This is a genomic window from Nocardia sp. NPDC057353 (assembly GCF_042667085.1).
GTDB lineage: Bacteria > Actinomycetota > Actinomycetes > Mycobacteriales > Mycobacteriaceae > Nocardia.
Genome location: NZ_JBHVAK010000008.1, coordinates 44,756 through 62,106, shown reverse-complemented (window position 1 = coordinate 62,106; position 17,351 = coordinate 44,756). Strand labels below are relative to the sequence as shown.

Sequence of the window (17,351 nt, the reverse complement as noted above, 5' to 3'; positions counted from 1 at the left end):
CGGTATCGCGATGTGAGGTCGGCCACGCCGCGCGCCGTCCTAGCACAGGTGTTCGAATAGCTGTAGAGTCGCCCGCATGCACGCCTGGCAGGGTTCGCTCTTCGACCAGTCGCCCGCCGCCGGGCTCGGTGAGCTGACCGCGCTGCACCGCACCGAGCTGGGGCAGGGCGCCTGGGTCGACCTGCTCCCGGGGTGGCTCTCCGGCGGCGCGGCGCTGTTCGACCGGCTGGCGGCCGAGGTGCCGTGGCAGGCCGAGCGCCGCCCGATGTACGACCGGGTGGTGGATGTGCCGCGGCTGCTCTGTTTCTACGGCGAGCGGGATCCGCTCCCCGACCCGATCCTGGCCGCCGCCCGGTCCGCGCTGTCGGCGCACTACGGCCCCGAGCTCGGTGAGCCGTTCCGCACCGCCGGGCTCTGCTGGTACCGCGACGGCCGGGACAGCGTGGCCTGGCACGGCGACACCATCGGGCGCGGCGCCACGCACGACACCATGGTCGCCATCGTCTCGCTCGGCGCGCCGCGCGCCCTGCTGCTGCGCCCGCGCGGCGGCGGCGCGAGCCTCCGCTACCAGGTCGGCCACGGCGACCTGCTGGTGATGGGCGGCTCCTGCCAGCGCACCTGGGAGCACGCGGTGCCGAAGACCAGGCGCCCGGCCGGGCCGCGGATCAGCGTGCAGTTCCGGCCGCGCGGGGTGCGCTGACCGGCGCTCGCTCGGCCGCACCCTGCCCGCCGGGATAGATTGCTCGCATGGGCACACCGGAGGCGGGGGTACTCGCCGTGATGCCGCTGCACACGATCAGCGATGTCTACGGCGAGGCGGGGCTCCGCGAGCGGCTGCTCGGCGAGGTGGCGGAGCTACCGGGGCGGGAGCGCGTGCTGGCCGCGCTCGACCTCGCCGCCGAGCTGCACCGCGACGACCGGTACGGCCGCGAGCCGTACCTGAGCCACCTGCTGCGGGTCGCGATCCGGATCGTCAGCCACTACGAGGTGCGCGACGCCACCCCGGTGATCGCCGGGCTGCTGCACGACTCGGTCGAGGATCACGCGCCGGAACTGGCCGCGCTGCACGGGGATGCGAGCCAGGAGCCGCGCGCCGCCGCGCTCGCGCTGCTCACCGAGCGGTTCGGCGCGGGGGTGGCGGAGATCGTCGCCGCGGTCACCAACCCCGAGCGCGACCCCGCGGACCGGCCCGATGTCGCCGAGCGGCACCGCCGCTACCGCGAGCACATCGCGGCGGGCCTGGACCGCTCGCCCTGGGGCCGGGTGATCAAGCTCTCCGACTTCACCGACAACGGCGTCGGCATCCTCTACGCCACCGGCCCGGCCATGCCCAAGCTGGCCCGCAAGTACGCCCCGCTCACCGATGTCTACCGCGAGCTGGTGCGGCGCGCGGACACCCCGCTCGCCGCGCACGTCAAGGAGCACATCCTGGGCCAGCTCGACCTCGCCGACGAGCGGTTCGCGGCCATCCTCGCCGACGAGCCGAGCTGACCCCTCCGCTCAGCGCCGCAGCACGAAGAAGTACGGCTCCGCCATGTCGCGCATGTCCATGATGCCGAGCAGGGTGTGCTCGTCGACCCGCCGGAAGTGGTCGATGATCGGCAGGTGGTCGTAGACCATGGCGACGCTGACCGCGCCGCGGTACTCGATGTCGCGCAGCCGCGCGGTGTACTTGCGGGTGCGCAGCGCGATCCCGAGCACCGGCAGTGCCCGGTTGATCAGCCGGACCCCGGAGAGCGGCACCTTGTCGGTGAGGGTCAGCGGCACCCGGCGCGGGTCCACCGGGAAGACGGCGCCGGTGGAGTCGGCGAAGAGCAGCGGGTGCACCTGCTCCGGGCCGTCGAACTGCTTGCCGTACCAGCCGGAGGCGACCAGGACACCGGCGAACGGGTGCCCGGTGTCGAGCTCCTCGCCCTGCCAGCGGCCGACCGTGACCTCGTCGGTGCGGGCGGCGGGCAGGCTGTCGAAGAGCGCCCATGCCTGCTCGGGGGTGGCGCCGGACTGCTGCAGCAGCGCCAGCTCGGCCGCCGCGGTGGCAGCGCTGTCGATCGCGACCATGTGGGTGTTCTCTCCTCGTGTCGGGGGCCGTGCAACGATCAGAGTATCTGTCTCTCAGGGTATCGGTCAGAACGGCTCGTCCGGAGCCAGCCTGCGGATCTCCGGCAGCTGCGCGTCCAGCTCGCCGGTCTCGAACCGGGCGGTGCCGACGACGTGCCAGAACTGCCCCGCGGTGTCGCCTGCGATCTTGTACCTGCCGTCCGGCGCCAGCGCCGCCCAGCCCTCGGGCAGGCCGAGCAGCGCCGCCCTGATCCGCGGCGCCGCGGGGTCGGCGAGATCCCAGAGCAGCACCGTCCCGTCGTCACCGCCGCCCGCGAGCAGCTTCCCGGCCGGGTCGAAGGTCACCGACCAGACCCGGCGGCGGTGCCCCTCCAGGGTGTGCAGGTGCCTGCCGGTGGCGATGTCCCAGAGCCGGACCACCAGGTCGTCGCCCGCGGTGGCGAGGATGCCGGTGACCGTGTCCGCGGCGGCGGTCCAGAGCCGGTCGCTGTGCCTGGCCAGCTCGTGCCGGAGCGCGCCGGTGCCGAGGTCCCAGATCCGCGCGGTGGTGTCCCAGGAGGCGCTGATCACCGACTCGCCGTGGAAGGCGACGGCGTACACCCGGTCGGTGTGGCCGCGCAGGGTGCGCAGCAGCTCGCCGGTGTGCACGTCCCACACCCGGACCGCGGAGTCGTCGCAGCCGGTGGCCATGAGCGTCCCGGCGGGGTCGAAGGCGATCGAGCGCACCCGGCCCCGGTGCTCCCGGCAGACCAGGTACTGGGCGCCGGTGGTGCGCCGCCAGAGCACGACGGTGTCGTCGTCGTTGGCGGTGGCCAGCAGCGCGCCGGTCGGGTCGAAGGCGCTGGCCCAGATCGGTGCGGCGTCGACGCCGAGGTGCCGCTCGTAGAGCCCGGTGCCGAGGTCGAGCATGCTCAGCCTGCCGTCGTTGCCGACGGTGGCCAGCGTCTGCGGCCTGCCGGGGACGAACGCGGCGGACTCGTAGGTGACCAGCCGGTCCTCGCTGCCGACCAGCCTGCGCCCGGCACCGCCGGTGACCGGATCCCAGAGCCGGACGCTGCCGTCGTTGGCGCAGGCGGCGAGCATGCTGCTGTCGGCGTTGAAGGCGACGGTGCGGATGCTGCGGCCGTGGCCCGCCAGGGTGTGCCTGCAGTGGCCGGTGGCCGGGTCCCACAGCCGGGTGGTGAACTGGTCGTCGGTGACGGCCAACTGGCCGCCGCCCGGCCGGAAGGCGAAGGGCCACACCGACCCGGTGTGCGCGGTGAGCCGGTGCCTGGTGACCGCGGTGTCGGCGTCGCGGACGCAGACCACGCCCGCGCTGTCGGCGGAGGCGAGCAGGTCACCGGCGTGGTCGAAGCCGACCCAGTACAGCGCCGCGGCGTGGTCGGACGCGGTGTGCGCGAGCTCGCCGGTCGCGGTGGACCAGAGCCGGATCGCGCCGTCGGTGTCACCGGAGGCGAGCAGCGGCCGGGTCGGGTGGAAGGCCAGCGTGTAGACGGCGCCGGTGTGCCCGGCCAGCTCGTGCAGCCCGGTCGCCGGATTCCACAGCGCCAGCGCGCCGTCGGCGCCGCCGATGGCGAGCACGGTGCCGGTCGGGTCGAAGGCGAGGCGGTACACGGCACCGTTCGCCGCGGCGAAGCGGTGCAGCTCGGCGCCGGTTCCCGCGTCCCGGACCCGGACCGAGCCGTCCCGGTACCCGGCGGCCAGCCGGTCGCCGTGCACGGCGAGCGTGTAGATCAGCTCACCCGCTCCGGCGGGCTCGCTCTCGTGCCGGAGCTCGCCGTCCGGCAGCGACCAGACCCGCAGCACGCCGTCGGCGTCGCCGGTGGCGAGCAGCCCGTCGCCCGCCACCACCGGCCAGGCCCACTCGCGGTGGCCGCGCAGGATGTTCCTGCTCTCCCCGGTCCCCGGGTCCCAGAGCCCGACATTGCCGTCGCCGGAGCCGCTGATCAGCAGCGACCCGGCGTAGAGCACGGCGAAGGTGCGGGCCCGGTGCCCCTGCAGGGTGCGCAGCGGGCGGCCGGTGTCGGCGTCGTAGAGGTGTACGCCGCCGTCGTCGCTGCCGATGGCGATCGTGCCGCCGTCGGGGCTGTACGCGATCGGCTGCGGCAGCCTGCCGTGCCTGGCATGGAAGCCGTGCCTGACCCCGAGCGCCGCGGGCGCGAACTCCGTCATGGCCCGGCCGCCCGGCACCACCGCAGCGCCGAGCCGGTCCAGCCCGGCCGGGGCGCCGGTCACCGCGAGCAGCGCGGTGCGCAGCCAGCGCGCGCCGTCGGTGCGCGCACCGGTCAGGTCGGTGCGGGTGAGCCGGGCCCGGCTCAGGTCGGCGCCGCCGAGGTCGGCGCCCGCCAGGTCGGCCTCGTCCAGCCGCACCCCGACCAGCCGGGCATCCCGCAGCACCGCGCCGCGCAGGTCGGCGCCGACCAGCCGGGCACCGGTCAGGTCGGCGCCGGTGAGGTCGACCTCGCGCAGGTCGCGGTAGGAGAGGTCCTCCCCCGCCAGCACCGCGCCGCGCAGGTCGGCCGAGCGCGCGGTGCGCAGCCGGGTGGTGATCCGGACGGCGTTGGTGCGCAGCACCTCGTCGGCGTCCGGCGCGGCGAGCACCACCTCGGCCCACTCGCGCAGCGAGCGCGCGTCGGTGAGGTCGCAGAGGAAGTCCACCGAGAGCGGGGAGAGCAGCGCCTGCGCCAGCTGCGGCGGGGTGCGGTCGCCGCCGCGGAACCGGTCCGCGATGTGATCGGCCACCAGCCACTCCGCGACCGAGGCGTGGATGAAGCCGAAGAGGTCGTCCTCGGTGCGCACCAGCAGGCTGCCCGAGCCGATGGCGTGCGCGGACTGCGGGATGGAGAGCCGCTGCGGCCCGACCAACTCCACCAGCTCGCGCGCCACGTCGGTGAGCTCGGCGCGGCGCAGGTAGGGCTCGCCGGTCTCCCAGACCCGCAGCGCGAACGCGGTGATCGCCTGCCACATCTCGGCCAGCCGCAGCCCCGGCTGCGCACCCGGCCCGCCGCCCGCCCGCTCGGCCTCGTAGGAGAGCCAGAACTCCAGGATCTCCCGGTACAGCCCGGCCGCGCCGACCGCCTGCCGCGCCCCCGCCGCCGCCCGCAACCGGCGGTCGTCCAGATCGGCGATGAAGCTGAGCATGCGCGGGTTGCGGGCCAGCCCGAGCAGGTCCTCGATGCCGGTGAGCAGCCGCATCCTGGCCTCGGCGCGCGCGGTGTCGCCGCCGTACCGGTTGGCCAGGAAGGCCTGGATCTGCGCCGGGCCGAACTCCTCGATGCCGAGGATGCGCCGCTCGCGCAGCGCCCCGACCCGCTCGCCGAGCGCGGTCAGCACCTGCGCGCGCGAGGCGAAGTGCTGGGTGCGCGCCGCCACCACGATCTTGGCCTTGCCCTCGGCGGCGCGCAGCAGCGTCTCCAGGTGATCGGCGGCGAACTCGTAGCTGATCCGGTTCACCAGCTCGTCGAAGCCGTCGAAGAGCAGCACCACCCGGCCCTCGGCGAGCATGTAGCGCAGCGCCTTCAGGTCGATCCGGTCCTCGCCGTGGTTGGCCAGGTGCGCGGCGACCAGGGCGTCCACCGAGTGCGTCTTGTCCAGGTGTCGCAGCTCGACCAGGATCGGCACCAGCGCGGGCATGGTCTCGGTGATCCGGCGCGCCAGCTCGCGCAGCGCGAAGGTCTTGCCGCGCCCGAAATCGCCGAGGACAAGCACGAACCGTCCCTGGTCCGCGGCGACCACCCGGAGCAGCTCGCCGACCAGGTCGTCCTCGACCCGCTGGTCGCCGTGGTCGAGGACCCGGAAGCGCTGCGGCACGTACAGCTCCGGCGGGTAGCGCTGGTCGGTGCGCAGCCGCGCGGCCTGCCCGGCCAGGTAGTCGTCCAGGTCGAGCAGCCCCTGGAACTCGCTGAAGCTGCGCACCCGCAGCCCGTACCCGGCCGCCGCCTCGCGCAGTGAGCGCGGCGGGGGCGCGCCGCGGTACACCAGCTCCGAGCCGAACCCCGGCTCGTGCGCGAGCACCGCGTCGACCACCTCCCTGGTCACCTCGCCGACGTGCACCGCGACCCGCGACTGCACGGTGACGCCGTCCGCGTCCCTGGTGACGAGCAGGTGCGGCGGCGCCGCGGCCACCCGGCGCACGGTGGCGCCGGGGTACCTGGCCTCGACCACCTCGGCCACCCTGGCCAGCAGCCGGTCGTGCGGGTCGAGCGCCGGGTCGTCGGCGGGCGGCGCGGGCAGCGCGGGGACCTCGGCGGCCGCGGTGAGCGCCGCCGCGGCTCGCGTGAACTCGACCCGGACCAGCGCCGCGGGCTCGGTGGCGCCCGCCGGGTAGCGGGCGACCCCGTCCGCGGTGACGTGCAGGATCTCCGCGGCCCCCGGCGCGGCGGCGGGCAGCACCGGCAGCACGCCGTCCAGCCGGTCGGCGAGCACGCCGCCCGGGCCCGGGCCGTGCAGCAGCAGGTTGAGCCGGTTGCCGAGCAGCCTGCTCAGCACCGGCACGTCGTGCAGCAGCGCGGGGTCGCGCGGGTCGCCGCCGGGGCCGGGCACCGGGTCGTGCCGGAGCAGCCCGATCCGCAGCCAGCCGTCGTTCTCGAAGGCGCGCAGCCGCTCCGCGAACCACGCCGCCTGCACCTCGCCGATCAGCCCGTGGTCGTCCTCGGGCAGGTGGGTGGCGGCCATGGTGGAGTCGAGCCCGGCCACCACCACCCGCAGCGCCGGGACGGGGAACAGCGTCCACGGCTGCCCGACGTCGAACACCAGGTGCTCCAGCCCCTGGTACAGCTCGCCGAAGAGCCGGGTGAACTGCTCCAGCTTCGGGAAGTAGGGCGGCTGCGGGGTGCGGTCGCGGGCCTCGCAGTTCAGGAAGTAGGCGTGGCAGGCGGCCCTGGAGACGTCGTGGTTGCCCGGCACGACGGCGATCCGGTCCGGCTCCAGGCCGAGCAGCACGCGCAGCCCGGTGAGGAAGGCCAGCGCCTCGTCCGCCTCCTTCGGCTTGCCGGACTCGGTGAGGTCGCCGGAGACCACGAGCAGCTCCGGCGCGGGGACACCGGCGTCGACCGCGTGCGTGACGTTCGCCCAGATCCGGGACTGCAGGTCGCGGGCGGTGCCCGGTTCGGCGCCGAGCAGGCCGCGGCCGAAGCGCGGGCCCGCGACGTGCAGCACGCTCACCCCGGGCTGCCGCGGCGCCGCGTCCTTGCCGCCGGGGAACCCCGGCTCGGCGACCGGGACGTGCCGGTTGGCGCGCTCGGCGGCCGCCGCCGCGACCCGCTCCAGCTCGGGGAAGTGCCGGTCGTCGTAGCGGCCGACCGGGAAGCCGGGCGCGGCGGCGGGCTTGTTCCGCCCGGCCAGCACCTGCCGCACCCGGTCGAAGAGCACCGCGCGGGCCCGCTCGGCGTCGGTGACGCCGAGCAGGTCGATCCAGGTGAGCGTGGCGAGCAGCCCCTCCGGCGCGCACTCGCCGATCCGGACCGGGATGAGCTTGCCCGGGTCGGTGCGCATGGCGGCCTGCCACTCCATGGTCCCGTACCGGGAGGCGAGGTAGTTCTCCGAGAGCAGCGCCAGCATCACCGACGAATCCCGCACGCCGCGGTCCATGAAGTCGATGAAGTTGGTGCCCGGCACGAAATCCCAGGCCTGGATGAGCGTGCTGTACCCGGCCGTCTCCAGCTGCCAGGCCAGCCAGGTGGCCCAGCGCTCGTCCGCGGGGGAATAGCTGACGAAGAAGTCCCGTGCCCGCCCCTGATCCGTCACACCCGACAGTATGGCGCAGCCGATGGACATGTCCCGCAGGCGATTACTGCCATGATGGGGTCGTGCCCGAGCCGGTCGACACCCCCGCGCCACGCCGGACCGCCACCCTGGATCGCCTGCGGATCGGGCTGCTGGTGGCGGGTGTGCTCTGCGTCGTCACCGGGCTGCTCCCGCGCGCCGAGGCGGTGGCCAACATGCGCCGGATCGGCCCGCTGCTGCTCTTCCTCGGCAGCGTCATCGTGCTGGCCGAGCTGACCAGGCGGGCCAAGGTCTTCGACGTCATCGCGCACCGGCTCGCCATCGCCGGGCGCGGGCGCTACCCCGCGCTCTTCGCGCTCTGCGTGGTGTTCGCGGCGGGCACCACCATCCTGCTGAACCTGGACACCACCGCGGTGCTGCTCACCCCGGTCATGCTGGCGCTGGCCGGTCCGGCCCGGATTCCGCCGCTGCCGCTGGCCATGACGACGCTCTGGCTGGCCAATACCGCCAGCCTGCTGCTCCCGGTCTCCAACCTGACCAACCTGCTCGCCGCCGAGCGGATCGACCTCAGCGCCGTCGAGTTCGCCGCCGTCATGGCGCTGCCGCAGCTGGTCGCGCTGGCGGCGACGGCGCTCTGCCTGTGGTGGTTCTACTGGCGGCGGCCGCACCGCGGTGCCGACACCTACCTGCCGCCGGAGCCGGTCCGGCTGGACGGCCCGCGGGACCGCGCCCTGCTGCTCGCGACCTCCGCCGCCTGCCTGCTCTTCGTGGCCGCGATCCCGCTGCTCGGCGAGCGGATCGGGATCGCCGCGGTGCTGGCGGCGGCGCTCGCGGTGGCCGCCTTCGCGGTCTGGGACCGCACCGCGCTGCGCTGGTCGCTGCTGCCGTGGCGGCTGCTGGTCTTCGTGGTGGGGCTGTTCCTGGTGGTGCCGACGCTCAGCCGGCTCGGCCTCGGCGAGCTCATGGGCGCGCTGATCGGCACCGATTCCGGTGCGGTCGGCGCCTTCCGGGCCGCGGCGGCGGGCGCCGGGCTGTCCAATATCGCCAACAACCTGCCCGCCTACACCGCGGGCGAGGCGGTGGTGCCGGTGGAGAACCGCACCCAGCTGCTCGCGCTGCTGATCGGCACCAACGTGGCCCCGATCGTGACGCCGTGGGGCTCGCTGGCCACGCTGCTCTGCCTGGAGTACTGCCGGGCGCACGGGGTCGCGGTACCCATGCGCCGCTTCGTGCTCACCGGCCTGGTGCTTGCGCTGCTCGCCACCGGCGGCGCCGTCACCGCCCTCGTGCTGACCACCTGACGGCCCGGTCCTGGTCTCCGTCGCCGCCTGCGTTCAGCCGCTCCTGTCCCGACCGCTCCGGGCCCTGACCGCCACGGTTCCGACCGCTCCCGGCCCCGACCGCCCCGGTCGTCCGATGGGCCCGCCCGGGCGCGGCCGCCGCCATGGTCTCGGCCGCAGGCCGCTCAGCCGGGCAACCCGCTCACCCGCACGGCGGCCGCCGACTCCACGAGTTCGGCCAGCGCGGGCAGCACCTCGGGGCGGGCCGCCACGAAGTCGACGGCGCCCCCGGCGGGAGTGATGTGCTCGGTGAGCGGCGCGCCGTCGAAGCCGACGATCCGCACTCCCGCCTCGCGCGCGATGAGCGTGCCCGCGGGCAGGTCGATCTGGCCCGCGCCGTACCCGACGAAGCCGTCGATGTCGCCGCGGCTCAGCATGATCCAGCAGAGCAGCGGCGACCAGAGCTGGATCAGCCTGCGCGCACCGGCCTCCAGGCTCAGCCGCAGCGCCCGCGCGGCGGGGTCGCTACGCCGGACGGGGTAGCCCTGCAACCAGGCCAGCACCGGGCCCGAGCCCCCCGCGGGCCCCCCGCCGCAGCGCAGCGGGCCGTCCGGGCCGCGCGCTCCGCGCCCCCGGATCGCCGACCAGGTGTGGCCCGCCACCGGCTCGTGCACGACGCCGAGGACCGGGGTGCCGCGGTGGCAGAGCGCGATGCCGACGGTGCAGACCGGGAGCCCGATGGCGATGTTGTTGGTTCCGTCCAGCGGGTCGACCACCCAGGTCCAGTCGGCGTCGAGGCCGTCGAGCAGCCCGGATTCCTCGGCCAGCACCCGGTGGCCGGGGAAGGCGCCGCGGATGCGGTCCAGGATAATCTGCTCGGCGCGCAGGTCGAGCTCGGTCACCAGGTCGCCGCCCGCGTCCTTGACGCTGATGCCGAGCGCGCCGTGCAGCCCGGCGGCGATCACCGCGCCCGCCTCCTCGGCGGCCGCGATCGCGACCGGGGCGGCGGCGAGCGCGACGGTGCTCACCGTCGGCGCGGCGAACCCGCCCGCCCCGACCGGGGCCGCTTCACGTGTGCGCATGGGTGTGCCTCCGCTCGCCCGGCCCGGTCCGGTCGGCCGTCGCACCAGTGTCATTCATCGGGCCTCCGGTCGCTGGTGGCGTCGTCGCGCAGCCGGGCCAGAACGAGTCCGGCCACCCGACGGGTCTCCTCGGGGGTGCACGCGGTCCGGCGCACCCGGTGGTCGTCGACGTGCGGCGGGGCGAGCGACAGGTCCGGCCTGCCCTGCCGATCTCGGCCGAGCGCGACCGTGGCGGCCTCGCCGCCCACCTCCGATACGTGGAATACACCGTGCGGCAGGTCGTACACGTCGCCACGCCGGAAGAACTCCCGTGACCTGCGGCGATACGAAACCATGCGGTCCGTGCCGCGCACCTGGTCACCGTCGCGTCCGCTGTGGATCTCGTAGAGCCGGTGGGTCGGTGCCCCACCGGCCGCCTCGATCTCCACCACTTCGTTCCCCACCTCACCGTAGAGCACCGTGCTCACCAGGTCCCAGCTGTGCGCGTGGATCGCCGAGGTGGTCGAGGAGGAGCGGATCCCCGCGGTCCAGACGTGCAGGCAGACCCCGTGCCCGCCCTCCCGGAACACCGGGAAGCAGACGAAGCCGAGCGGGTGCCGCACCGCGTGCGCCTGCCGGTCGCCGGTCAGCACGGCGGCCAGGTACCCGGCCGCCCAGCTCCGCACGGCCTGCGGGCGCCCGCCCTGCAGCAGCCGCTGCAGCCTGCGGTAGTCGGAATCGGGGTGCGGGGCGATGCTCTCCATGGCGGGACTCACGAACGGGTTCGGGCGGTATCGGTCAGTACGGGTTCCTCGGCTGCAGGGCGCGGCGCACGATGTCGGCGACGTCGCGGTCGGTGAAGGTGGTCGGCAGCGGCAGCGCGAGCGCGTCGAAGAGCCTGCGCACCTGGTCCACCGGCGGCTCGTCGGCCAGCGGAACGGCGTCGGCCCGGCCCAGCTCCAGCTCCCTGGTCTGCTTGAAGCTGGCCACCAGCTCCCGGCTCATGTCCCGGTAGTAGGGCTTCTCCCGCTCGAACATGAGCGCGGGCGAGTTGGTGCTCTCCTGGGTGACGATCACGCAGCTGGAGGAGAGGTCCCAGCGGAAGGTCGTCATCACCTTGGAGAGCCCGACGGTGATGGTGAGGAAGGTGAAGCGCTGCCGGTACCAGCAGGCCGCGAGCACCGTCGCGTAGGCCTCGCGCCGGGTGCGGTCGGTGGTCCATGCCTCGCCGGTGCGGTCCCCCTCCGGCGTCAGCGAGGTGCGGAACTGGGCGTAGGTCTTGCACAGCTGCTCGTCGGCGGGGTCGAGGATCTCCAGCTGCATGCGCAGCGGCCGCTGCTCCCGCCTGGCGTTCTCCACGCAGGAGCGCAGGGTGACGGCGCGGATGTAGGTTCCGGTGCCGCCCTTGAAGATCCACTGCTCGGTCCCGCCGCGGGCGAGCGTGTGCGCGTGCCCGATGGCCGACCCGTACAGCAGCTGCACCGACGAAGCGTCCCGCACGGCCTGCGCGGACAGGTGCCGATCGCGCAGCAGCGTGCCCGCCAGCAGGCCGAGCACAAGCAGCACAACGGCATTGACGCTGTCCACATCGATCAGATCCAGCACCGCCAGCATGCCGACGATGAACGCCAGCACCAATGCCACGAGCCCGTCGATGTTGTTGCGCAGCCACGCCAGCGCGCGCGTCATCGGAACTCCCCTCCACGTGTGCGTCCAGCATACGGGCGGGAATGCGTGGCAGGACCGAACCCGGACCGATTGCCTCACAGCGGGGTTGAGCATCCGAGCCGCCCCACGACCGCGGCTCCGAGCAGGACCGGTCCAGCGGCGAATCGTCGACGCTCGGCTGCGGGCCCGCACCGGGACGGTCCAGCGGGACGCGGGCGCGGCGCCGGAGCCCGGCGCCGCGGCCGGGCGTCAGTTCGTGGCGTCCCCGCGCGGTGCGCGGGTGGCCGCGGCGGCGGCGCGCACCTGCTCGGCGACGAGCACCACCTTGCCGAGCACGCCGTTCACGAAGCCGGGCGAATCGTCGGTGGAGAGCTCCTTGGCCAGCTCGACGGCCTCGTCCACCGCGACGACCGGCGGCACGTCCGGCGCGTGGAACAGCTCCCACACCGCGATCCGCAGGATGGCCCGGTCCACGGCGGGCAGCCGGGAGAGGGTCCAGTCCTGCAGGTAGGACTCGATGGTTCCGTCCACCCGGTCGAGGTCGTCGGCTACGCCGTCGACCAGGGTCCGGGTGTAGGGGTGAACCGGTGCCACCGCCTGATCCCGACCGGCCAGGTCGACCCGCTCGTCGGCGAGCACGGCCGGGTCCACATCGCGGGCCTCGGCCTCGAAGAGCAGGTCCACCGCCCGGCGCCGGGCCTTGTGCCTGGCGCCGAGCTTCTTGTACGCGGGCTTCTTGTCCGCGGGCTGATCCGCCACGTCTCGGGTCGCCGGGGGCGTCAGGCGTTGACCCGGCCGAGGTAGCTGCCGTCGCGCGAGTCGATGCGCAGCTTGTCGCCGGTGTTGATGAACAGGGGCACCTGCACCTCGGCGTCGGTCTCCAGGGTGGCGGGCTTGGTGCCGCCGGTGGAGCGGTCGCCCTGCAGGCCGATGTCGGTGTGCTTCACCACCAGCTCGACGGTGACCGGGAGCTCGACGAAGAGCGCCTCTCCCTCGTGCGTGGCGACCTGCACCTGCATGTTCTCCAGCAGGAAGCGGGCGCCGGGGCCGACGGTGGACTCGCCGATCGAGATCTGGTCGTAGGTCTCGCCGTCCATGAAGATGTAGTCCGAGCCGTCGTGGTACAGGTAGGTCATGTCCCGCCGGTCCACCGTGGCGGTCTCCACCTTGACGCCCGCGTTGAAGGTCTTGTCGACCACCTTGCCGGACAGCACGTTCTTCAGCTTGGTGCGCACGAACGCGGGGCCCTTGCCCGGCTTGACGTGCTGGAACTCGGTGATCTGCTGAAGTTGACCGTCGATCTTCAGCACCAGGCCGTTCTTGAAGTCGCTGGTGTCCGCCACTGTGCTCGGGTCTCCTCGTTGTCTGCGTATGTGGATTCGCGGCGACCGGGTCAGCCGACCTCGGTCAGGTCCTTGCCGGTGCGGGTGAGCAGTTCCGGGCCCCCTTCGCGCACCACGAGCGTGTCCTCGATCCGGACTCCGCCGCGGCCGGGAAAGTACACACCTGGTTCGACGGTCACCGCCACGCCGGACAAGAGTGTACCGGTTGCCGTTTTCGCGATGCCCGGCGCTTCGTGGATGCGCAGCCCCACCCCGTGCCCGAGGCCGTGCACGAACAGCTCACCGTGCCCGGCGGCCTCGATCACCCCGCGCGCGGCGGCGTCGACCGCACTCGCCGAGGCGCCGGGGCGCAGCGCCTCCCGCCCGGCCCGCTGCGACTCGCGGACCAGCTCGTAGACCTCGCGCTGCCAGTCCGCGGCGGAGCCGAGGACGAAGGTCCTGGTCATGTCGGAGTGGTAGCCGTCGACGATCGCGCCGAAGTCGATCTTCACGAAGTCGCCCGCGGCCAGCACCGCGCCGGTGGGCCGGTGGTGCGGCACCGCCGAGTTGACGCCCGCCGCGACGATGGTCTCGAAGGCGACCCCGGCCGCGCCGTGCTCGAACATCGCCCACTCCAGCTCCCTGGCCACCTCGCGCTCGGTGCGGCCGGGGCGCAGCCCGCCGCGCTCCAGCAGCGCGGCGAGCCCGGCGTCGCCCGCGGCGCAGGCGGCGGCGAGCCGATCCACCTCGTACCCGTCCTTCACCATCCGCAGCTGCTCGACCAGCCCCGGCGTCGGCACCAGCTCCAGCCCGGTGCGCTGCTCCGCCAGCGCGCGGTGCTGGTCGACCGTCATCACGTGGCTCTCGTAGCCGATCCGGCCCAGCTGCCACTCCCCCGCCAGCTCCACGACCCGCGGCGCACAGGCGCGGGCGATCTCGGCGCGCAGGTCGGGGACCTGCTCGGCGACCTGGCTGCGGTACCGCCCGTCGGTGCAGAGCACCGTGCGCTCCTCGGCACCCGCGGTGTCCCACGAATGCACGAGCAGCACGCCGTTGGAGCCGGTGAAGCCGCTCAGGTAGCGGATGTTCACCAGGTCGGTGACGAGCAGGGCGTCGACCCCGTTCTCCACCAGCAGGCCGCGCAGCGCGGCGCGCCGCCCGGCGTGATCGGGAACGAGCGGGGCCCCGGCGGGCGACCCCGTTGACTGTGGCGCTGGTTCATCGGGCATGGCGTCGAAACTACTCCGCCCGCGCGCTCCGGCCACCGCCGAAAGCCGGAGTTGTGCACAGCCCCGACGTTGTCCACAGCCACCCGATCGAAGCGGTCGGCGCGGGCCGCGCGGCGGCAGGCTGAGCACATGTCCTCTCCCGTCGCCGTCCCCCTCTTCGCCGCCTGGTGCGCGCTCACCGCCGCCGTCGACCTGCGCACCCTCCGGCTGCCCGACCGGCTCACCGCGGCGGGCGCCGTCGCCGTGCTCGGGTACGCCGCGGGCAGCGGGCAGTTCGCCCGGGCGCTGCTCGGCGCGGTGCTGCTGGCGGGGGTCTACCTCGCGGCGCACCTGGCCGCCCCGGCCGGGATCGGCGCGGGTGACGTGAAGCTCGCGGTCGCGCTCGGCGCGGCGGCGGCCTGCGCGGGCGCGCGGGCCTGGGTCCTCGCGGCCCTGCTGGCGCCGCTCGCCACCGCCGCCGCGGGGCTGGTGCTGCTCGCGCTGCGGCTGCGGCGCGGGCTCCCGGTGCGCGGGCAGCCGGTGCCGCACGGCCCCGCGATGTGCGCCGCGACCCTGTTCGCCGTCGCCGCGCCGACGGTGATCGGCCAGGGCGGGCCGTGATGACCGCGCGCGCCGGACCGTGTGCCCGGGCACCCCGCCCGACATGGGAGGATGAACCCGTGTTGCGCTGGATAACTGCCGGAGAATCCCACGGTCCCGCTCTCGTCGCCCTCCTCGACGGGATGGTGGCCGGCGTCGAGGTGACGTCGGAGGAGATCTCCGCGCAGCTCGCCCGCCGCAGGCTCGGCTACGGCCGCGGCGCCAGGATGAAGTTCGAGGCCGACAAGGTGACGGTGCTCGGCGGCGTGCGGCACGGCCGCACCATGGGCGGCCCGATCGCGATCGAGATCGCCAATACCGAGTGGCCCAAGTGGACGACGGTGATGTCGGCCGACCCGGTCGACGAGGCCGAGCTCGCCGAGCTGGCCCGCAATGCCCCGCTCACCAGGCCGCGCCCCGGCCACGCCGACTTCTCCGGCATGCTCAAGTACGGCTTCGACGACGCGCGCAACGTGCTGGAGCGGGCCAGCGCGCGGGAGACCGCGGCCAGGGTGGCCGCAGGCACCGTCGCCCGCAACTTCCTGCGCCAGGCCTTCGGCGTCGAGGTGATCTCGCACGTGATCTCGATCGGCACCGCCCGCAGCACCGCCGAGCAGCTGCCCGGCCCCGGTGATCTGCCCGCCGTCGACGCCAGCCCGGTGCGCGCCTTCGACGCCGCCGCCGAGGCGGCCATGATCGCCGAGATCGAGGCGGCCAAGAAGGACGGCGACACCCTCGGCGGCGTGGTCGAGGTGATCGTGACCGGGCTGCCGATCGGGCTCGGCTCCTTCACCAGCGGCGAGAACCGGCTGGACGCCCGGCTCGCCGCCGCGCTCATGGGTATCCAGGCGATCAAGGGCGTCGAGGTCGGGGACGGTTTCGAGACCGCGCGCAGGCGCGGCAGCGCGGCGCACGACGAGATGCGGCCAGGGCCGGACGGGGTGCTGCGCTCGACCAACCGGGCCGGTGGGCTGGAGGGCGGCATGACCAACGGCGAGCCGCTGCGCGTGCGCGCCGCCATGAAGCCGATCTCCACGGTGCCGCGCGCGCTCGCCACCGTCGACATGTCGACCGGGGACGAGGCCGTCGCCATCCACCAGCGCTCCGACGTCTGTGCGGTGCCCGCCGCGGGCGTGGTCGCGGAGAGCATGGTGGCGCTGGTGGTCGCGCAGGCGGCGCTGGAGAAGTTCGGCGGGGATTCGCTCGCCGAGACCGTCGACAACATCGCTCGCTACCTGGAGCGGTTGGAGGCCCGGCCGCACGTGCCCGCGGGCAGCCGGTCGCGATGACCGCGCCGACCGGCCCGCACGCTCCCCGCGTGGTGCTGGTCGGGCCGCCCGGCGCGGGCAAGTCGACCATCGGCCGGAAGCTGGCCAGGGAGCTCGGCGTCCCGCTGTACGACACCGACGCCGGGATCGAGGAGGAGACCGGGCGCACCATCCCGGAGATCTTCGCCGCCGACGGCGAGCCGGAGTTCCGCCGGATCGAGGAGCGGGTGGTGCGCCGCGCCGTCCTCGACGAGCTCGGCGTCGTCTCGCTCGGCGGCGGTGCCGTGCTCTCCGAGCAGACCAGGGCGCTGCTGCGCGGGCGCACGGTGGTGTACCTGGAGATCAGCGTCGCCGAGGGGCTGCGCCGGACCGGGGCGAGCACCGGGCGGCCGCTGCTCAACGGCGCCGACCCCGGCGCCAAGTACCGGGAGCTCATGCGCATCCGGCGTCCGCTCTACCGCGAGGTGTCGAGCATCCGGGTGCGCACCGACGGGCGCAGCCCCGGCCGCGTGGTGCGGGCCATCCTCGCCGAGCTCGGCGTCGAGGTCGACGCGCCGGAGGTCGCCGCACCCGCTGTCGCGGCGGTGCCGCCCACCCCCGGCGGCCGGTCCAGGGCGCGCCGCAGGGCGCGGGCCCGCGCCGCCGCGCGGCGGGGTCAGGAGCAGGCCGTCCGCGGCGATGCCGACCGCGCCGCCAAGGCGGGCGGGAGTACCCGCGGCGCGCCCGAGCGCACCCCCACCGAACGCATCTCCGGCGACCGGGTCGCCGCGGAGGGCACCGCGGCCCGCGCACCCCGGCGGCGCCGCCGCAAACGCCGGGTCACCGCCACCGGGCGCCGCCCCGAGGCGATCACCGACAGCGGTACCGCGACCGGAGCCGGGCAGGTTTCGACCGGGCGGTCCGGGGCCGGGCAGGACACGGTCAGCGCGACCGGGCGGTCCGATGCCAGGCAGGACACGGTCAGCGCGACCGGGCGGTCCGGAGCCAGGCAGGACACGGCCAGCGCGACCGGGCGGTCCGGAGCCGCGGAGGGCTCCGGCGCACCCGGACGGGCCGACCCCGACGAGCGTCCCGGTGTTTCCGGGCAGTCCGGAACCACGGGACGCTCCGGCGCGACCGGCGACGGCGGGCGTCCCGGCCGTGCCGCCCAACGCGGAGGCAC

General features: G+C 74.6%; 13 protein-coding genes and 1 pseudogene. 6 read left to right on the top strand and 8 right to left on the bottom strand.

The window, feature by feature from the left end; all coding sequences use genetic code 11:
• The first annotated feature begins 76 nt into the window (after positions 1–76).
• Positions 77–700, top strand: coding sequence for an alpha-ketoglutarate-dependent dioxygenase AlkB (locus ACFUUZ_RS06010; protein ID WP_378693006.1), 624 nt, complete (start codon positions 77–79; stop codon positions 698–700).
• A 47-nt stretch (positions 701–747) separates the two neighbouring features.
• A complete protein-coding gene (locus tag ACFUUZ_RS06005; RefSeq protein WP_378693004.1) occupies positions 748–1,491 on the top strand; it encodes an HD domain-containing protein in 744 nt (247 codons plus the stop codon).
• A 9-nt stretch (positions 1,492–1,500) separates the two neighbouring features.
• On the opposite strand, the gene ACFUUZ_RS06000 is transcribed toward ACFUUZ_RS06005, so the two are convergent.
• Both ACFUUZ_RS06000 and ACFUUZ_RS05995 read right to left on the bottom strand, forming a co-directional pair.
• Positions 1,501–2,058, bottom strand: a complete 558-nt coding sequence (locus ACFUUZ_RS06000) for a DUF4334 domain-containing protein (protein ID WP_378693002.1) — start codon at positions 2,056–2,058, stop codon at positions 1,501–1,503.
• Between the two features lie 66 nt (positions 2,059–2,124).
• Positions 2,125–7,803, bottom strand: coding sequence for a TIR domain-containing protein (locus ACFUUZ_RS05995; protein WP_378693000.1), 5,679 nt, complete (start codon positions 7,801–7,803; stop codon positions 2,125–2,127).
• Between the two features lie 62 nt (positions 7,804–7,865).
• Here ACFUUZ_RS05995 and ACFUUZ_RS05990 point away from each other — a divergent pair, with 62 nt between their 5' ends.
• Entirely contained in the window at positions 7,866–9,083 is a 1,218-nt protein-coding gene (locus ACFUUZ_RS05990; protein WP_378692998.1) for an SLC13 family permease, read from the top strand.
• A 164-nt stretch (positions 9,084–9,247) separates the two neighbouring features.
• Here the strand turns inward: ACFUUZ_RS05990 and ACFUUZ_RS05985 are convergent, their stop codons facing one another.
• The 6 genes from ACFUUZ_RS05985 to ACFUUZ_RS05960 all read right to left on the bottom strand — a co-directional run bounded on the left by ACFUUZ_RS05985 (position 9,248) and on the right by ACFUUZ_RS05960 (position 14,342).
• Positions 9,248–10,144, bottom strand: coding sequence for an inositol monophosphatase family protein (locus tag ACFUUZ_RS05985; RefSeq protein ID WP_378692996.1), 897 nt, complete (start codon positions 10,142–10,144; stop codon positions 9,248–9,250).
• A 50-nt stretch (positions 10,145–10,194) separates the two neighbouring features.
• Positions 10,195–10,887, bottom strand: coding sequence for a hypothetical protein (locus ACFUUZ_RS05980; protein WP_378692994.1), 693 nt, complete (start codon positions 10,885–10,887; stop codon positions 10,195–10,197).
• 34 nt (positions 10,888–10,921) lie between these two features.
• Positions 10,922–11,812 carry a hypothetical protein gene (locus tag ACFUUZ_RS05975; RefSeq protein ID WP_378692993.1) on the bottom strand — a complete coding sequence of 297 codons (891 nt, stop codon included), beginning with the start codon at positions 11,810–11,812 and terminating at the stop codon, positions 10,922–10,924.
• A 228-nt stretch (positions 11,813–12,040) separates the two neighbouring features.
• Entirely contained in the window at positions 12,041–12,550 is a 510-nt protein-coding gene (nusB, locus tag ACFUUZ_RS05970; protein ID WP_378692992.1) for a transcription antitermination factor NusB, read from the bottom strand.
• A gap of 20 nt (positions 12,551–12,570) precedes the next feature.
• Positions 12,571–13,134, bottom strand: coding sequence for an elongation factor P (gene efp / locus ACFUUZ_RS05965; protein ID WP_378692991.1), 564 nt, complete (start codon positions 13,132–13,134; stop codon positions 12,571–12,573).
• A 50-nt stretch (positions 13,135–13,184) separates the two neighbouring features.
• Positions 13,185–14,342 (bottom strand): M24 family metallopeptidase, encoded by a 1,158-nt coding sequence (locus ACFUUZ_RS05960; RefSeq protein WP_378692989.1) that lies wholly within the window; start codon positions 14,340–14,342, stop codon positions 13,185–13,187.
• A gap of 129 nt (positions 14,343–14,471) precedes the next feature.
• Here ACFUUZ_RS05960 and ACFUUZ_RS05955 point away from each other — a divergent pair, with 129 nt between their 5' ends.
• The 3 genes and pseudogenes from ACFUUZ_RS05955 to ACFUUZ_RS05945 all read left to right on the top strand — a co-directional run.
• Positions 14,472–14,942, top strand: coding sequence for a prepilin peptidase (locus ACFUUZ_RS05955; protein WP_378692987.1), 471 nt, complete (start codon positions 14,472–14,474; stop codon positions 14,940–14,942).
• 59 nt (positions 14,943–15,001) lie between these two features.
• A complete protein-coding gene (gene aroC / locus ACFUUZ_RS05950) occupies positions 15,002–16,210 on the top strand; it encodes a chorismate synthase (protein WP_378692985.1) in 1,209 nt (402 codons plus the stop codon).
• Positions 16,207–16,725: pseudogene (locus ACFUUZ_RS05945) on the top strand (shikimate kinase); the annotation flags it as partial. The gene aroC and the pseudogene ACFUUZ_RS05945, both read left to right, overlap by 4 nt.
• Between the last annotated feature and the right edge of the window lie 626 nt (positions 16,726–17,351).

Bases quoted from the DNA above. Each gene is read 5' to 3' on its own strand.
- ACFUUZ_RS05980 (WP_378692994.1), bottom strand. From the start codon at position 10,887: ATGGAGAGCATCGCCCCGCACCCCGATTCCGACTACCGCAGGCTGCAG.
- ACFUUZ_RS05985 (WP_378692996.1), bottom strand. From the start codon at position 10,144: ATGCGCACACGTGAAGCGGCCCCGGTCGGGGCGGGCGGGTTCGCCGCG.
- ACFUUZ_RS06005 (WP_378693004.1), top strand. From the start codon at position 748: ATGGGCACACCGGAGGCGGGGGTACTCGCCGTGATGCCGCTGCACACG.
- ACFUUZ_RS06010 (WP_378693006.1), top strand. From the start codon at position 77: ATGCACGCCTGGCAGGGTTCGCTCTTCGACCAGTCGCCCGCCGCCGGG.
- ACFUUZ_RS05975 (WP_378692993.1), bottom strand. From the start codon at position 11,812: ATGACGCGCGCGCTGGCGTGGCTGCGCAACAACATCGACGGGCTCGTG.
- ACFUUZ_RS06000 (WP_378693002.1), bottom strand. From the start codon at position 2,058: ATGGTCGCGATCGACAGCGCTGCCACCGCGGCGGCCGAGCTGGCGCTG.
- ACFUUZ_RS05955 (WP_378692987.1), top strand. From the start codon at position 14,472: ATGTCCTCTCCCGTCGCCGTCCCCCTCTTCGCCGCCTGGTGCGCGCTC.
- ACFUUZ_RS05960 (WP_378692989.1), bottom strand. From the start codon at position 14,342: ATGCCCGATGAACCAGCGCCACAGTCAACGGGGTCGCCCGCCGGGGCC.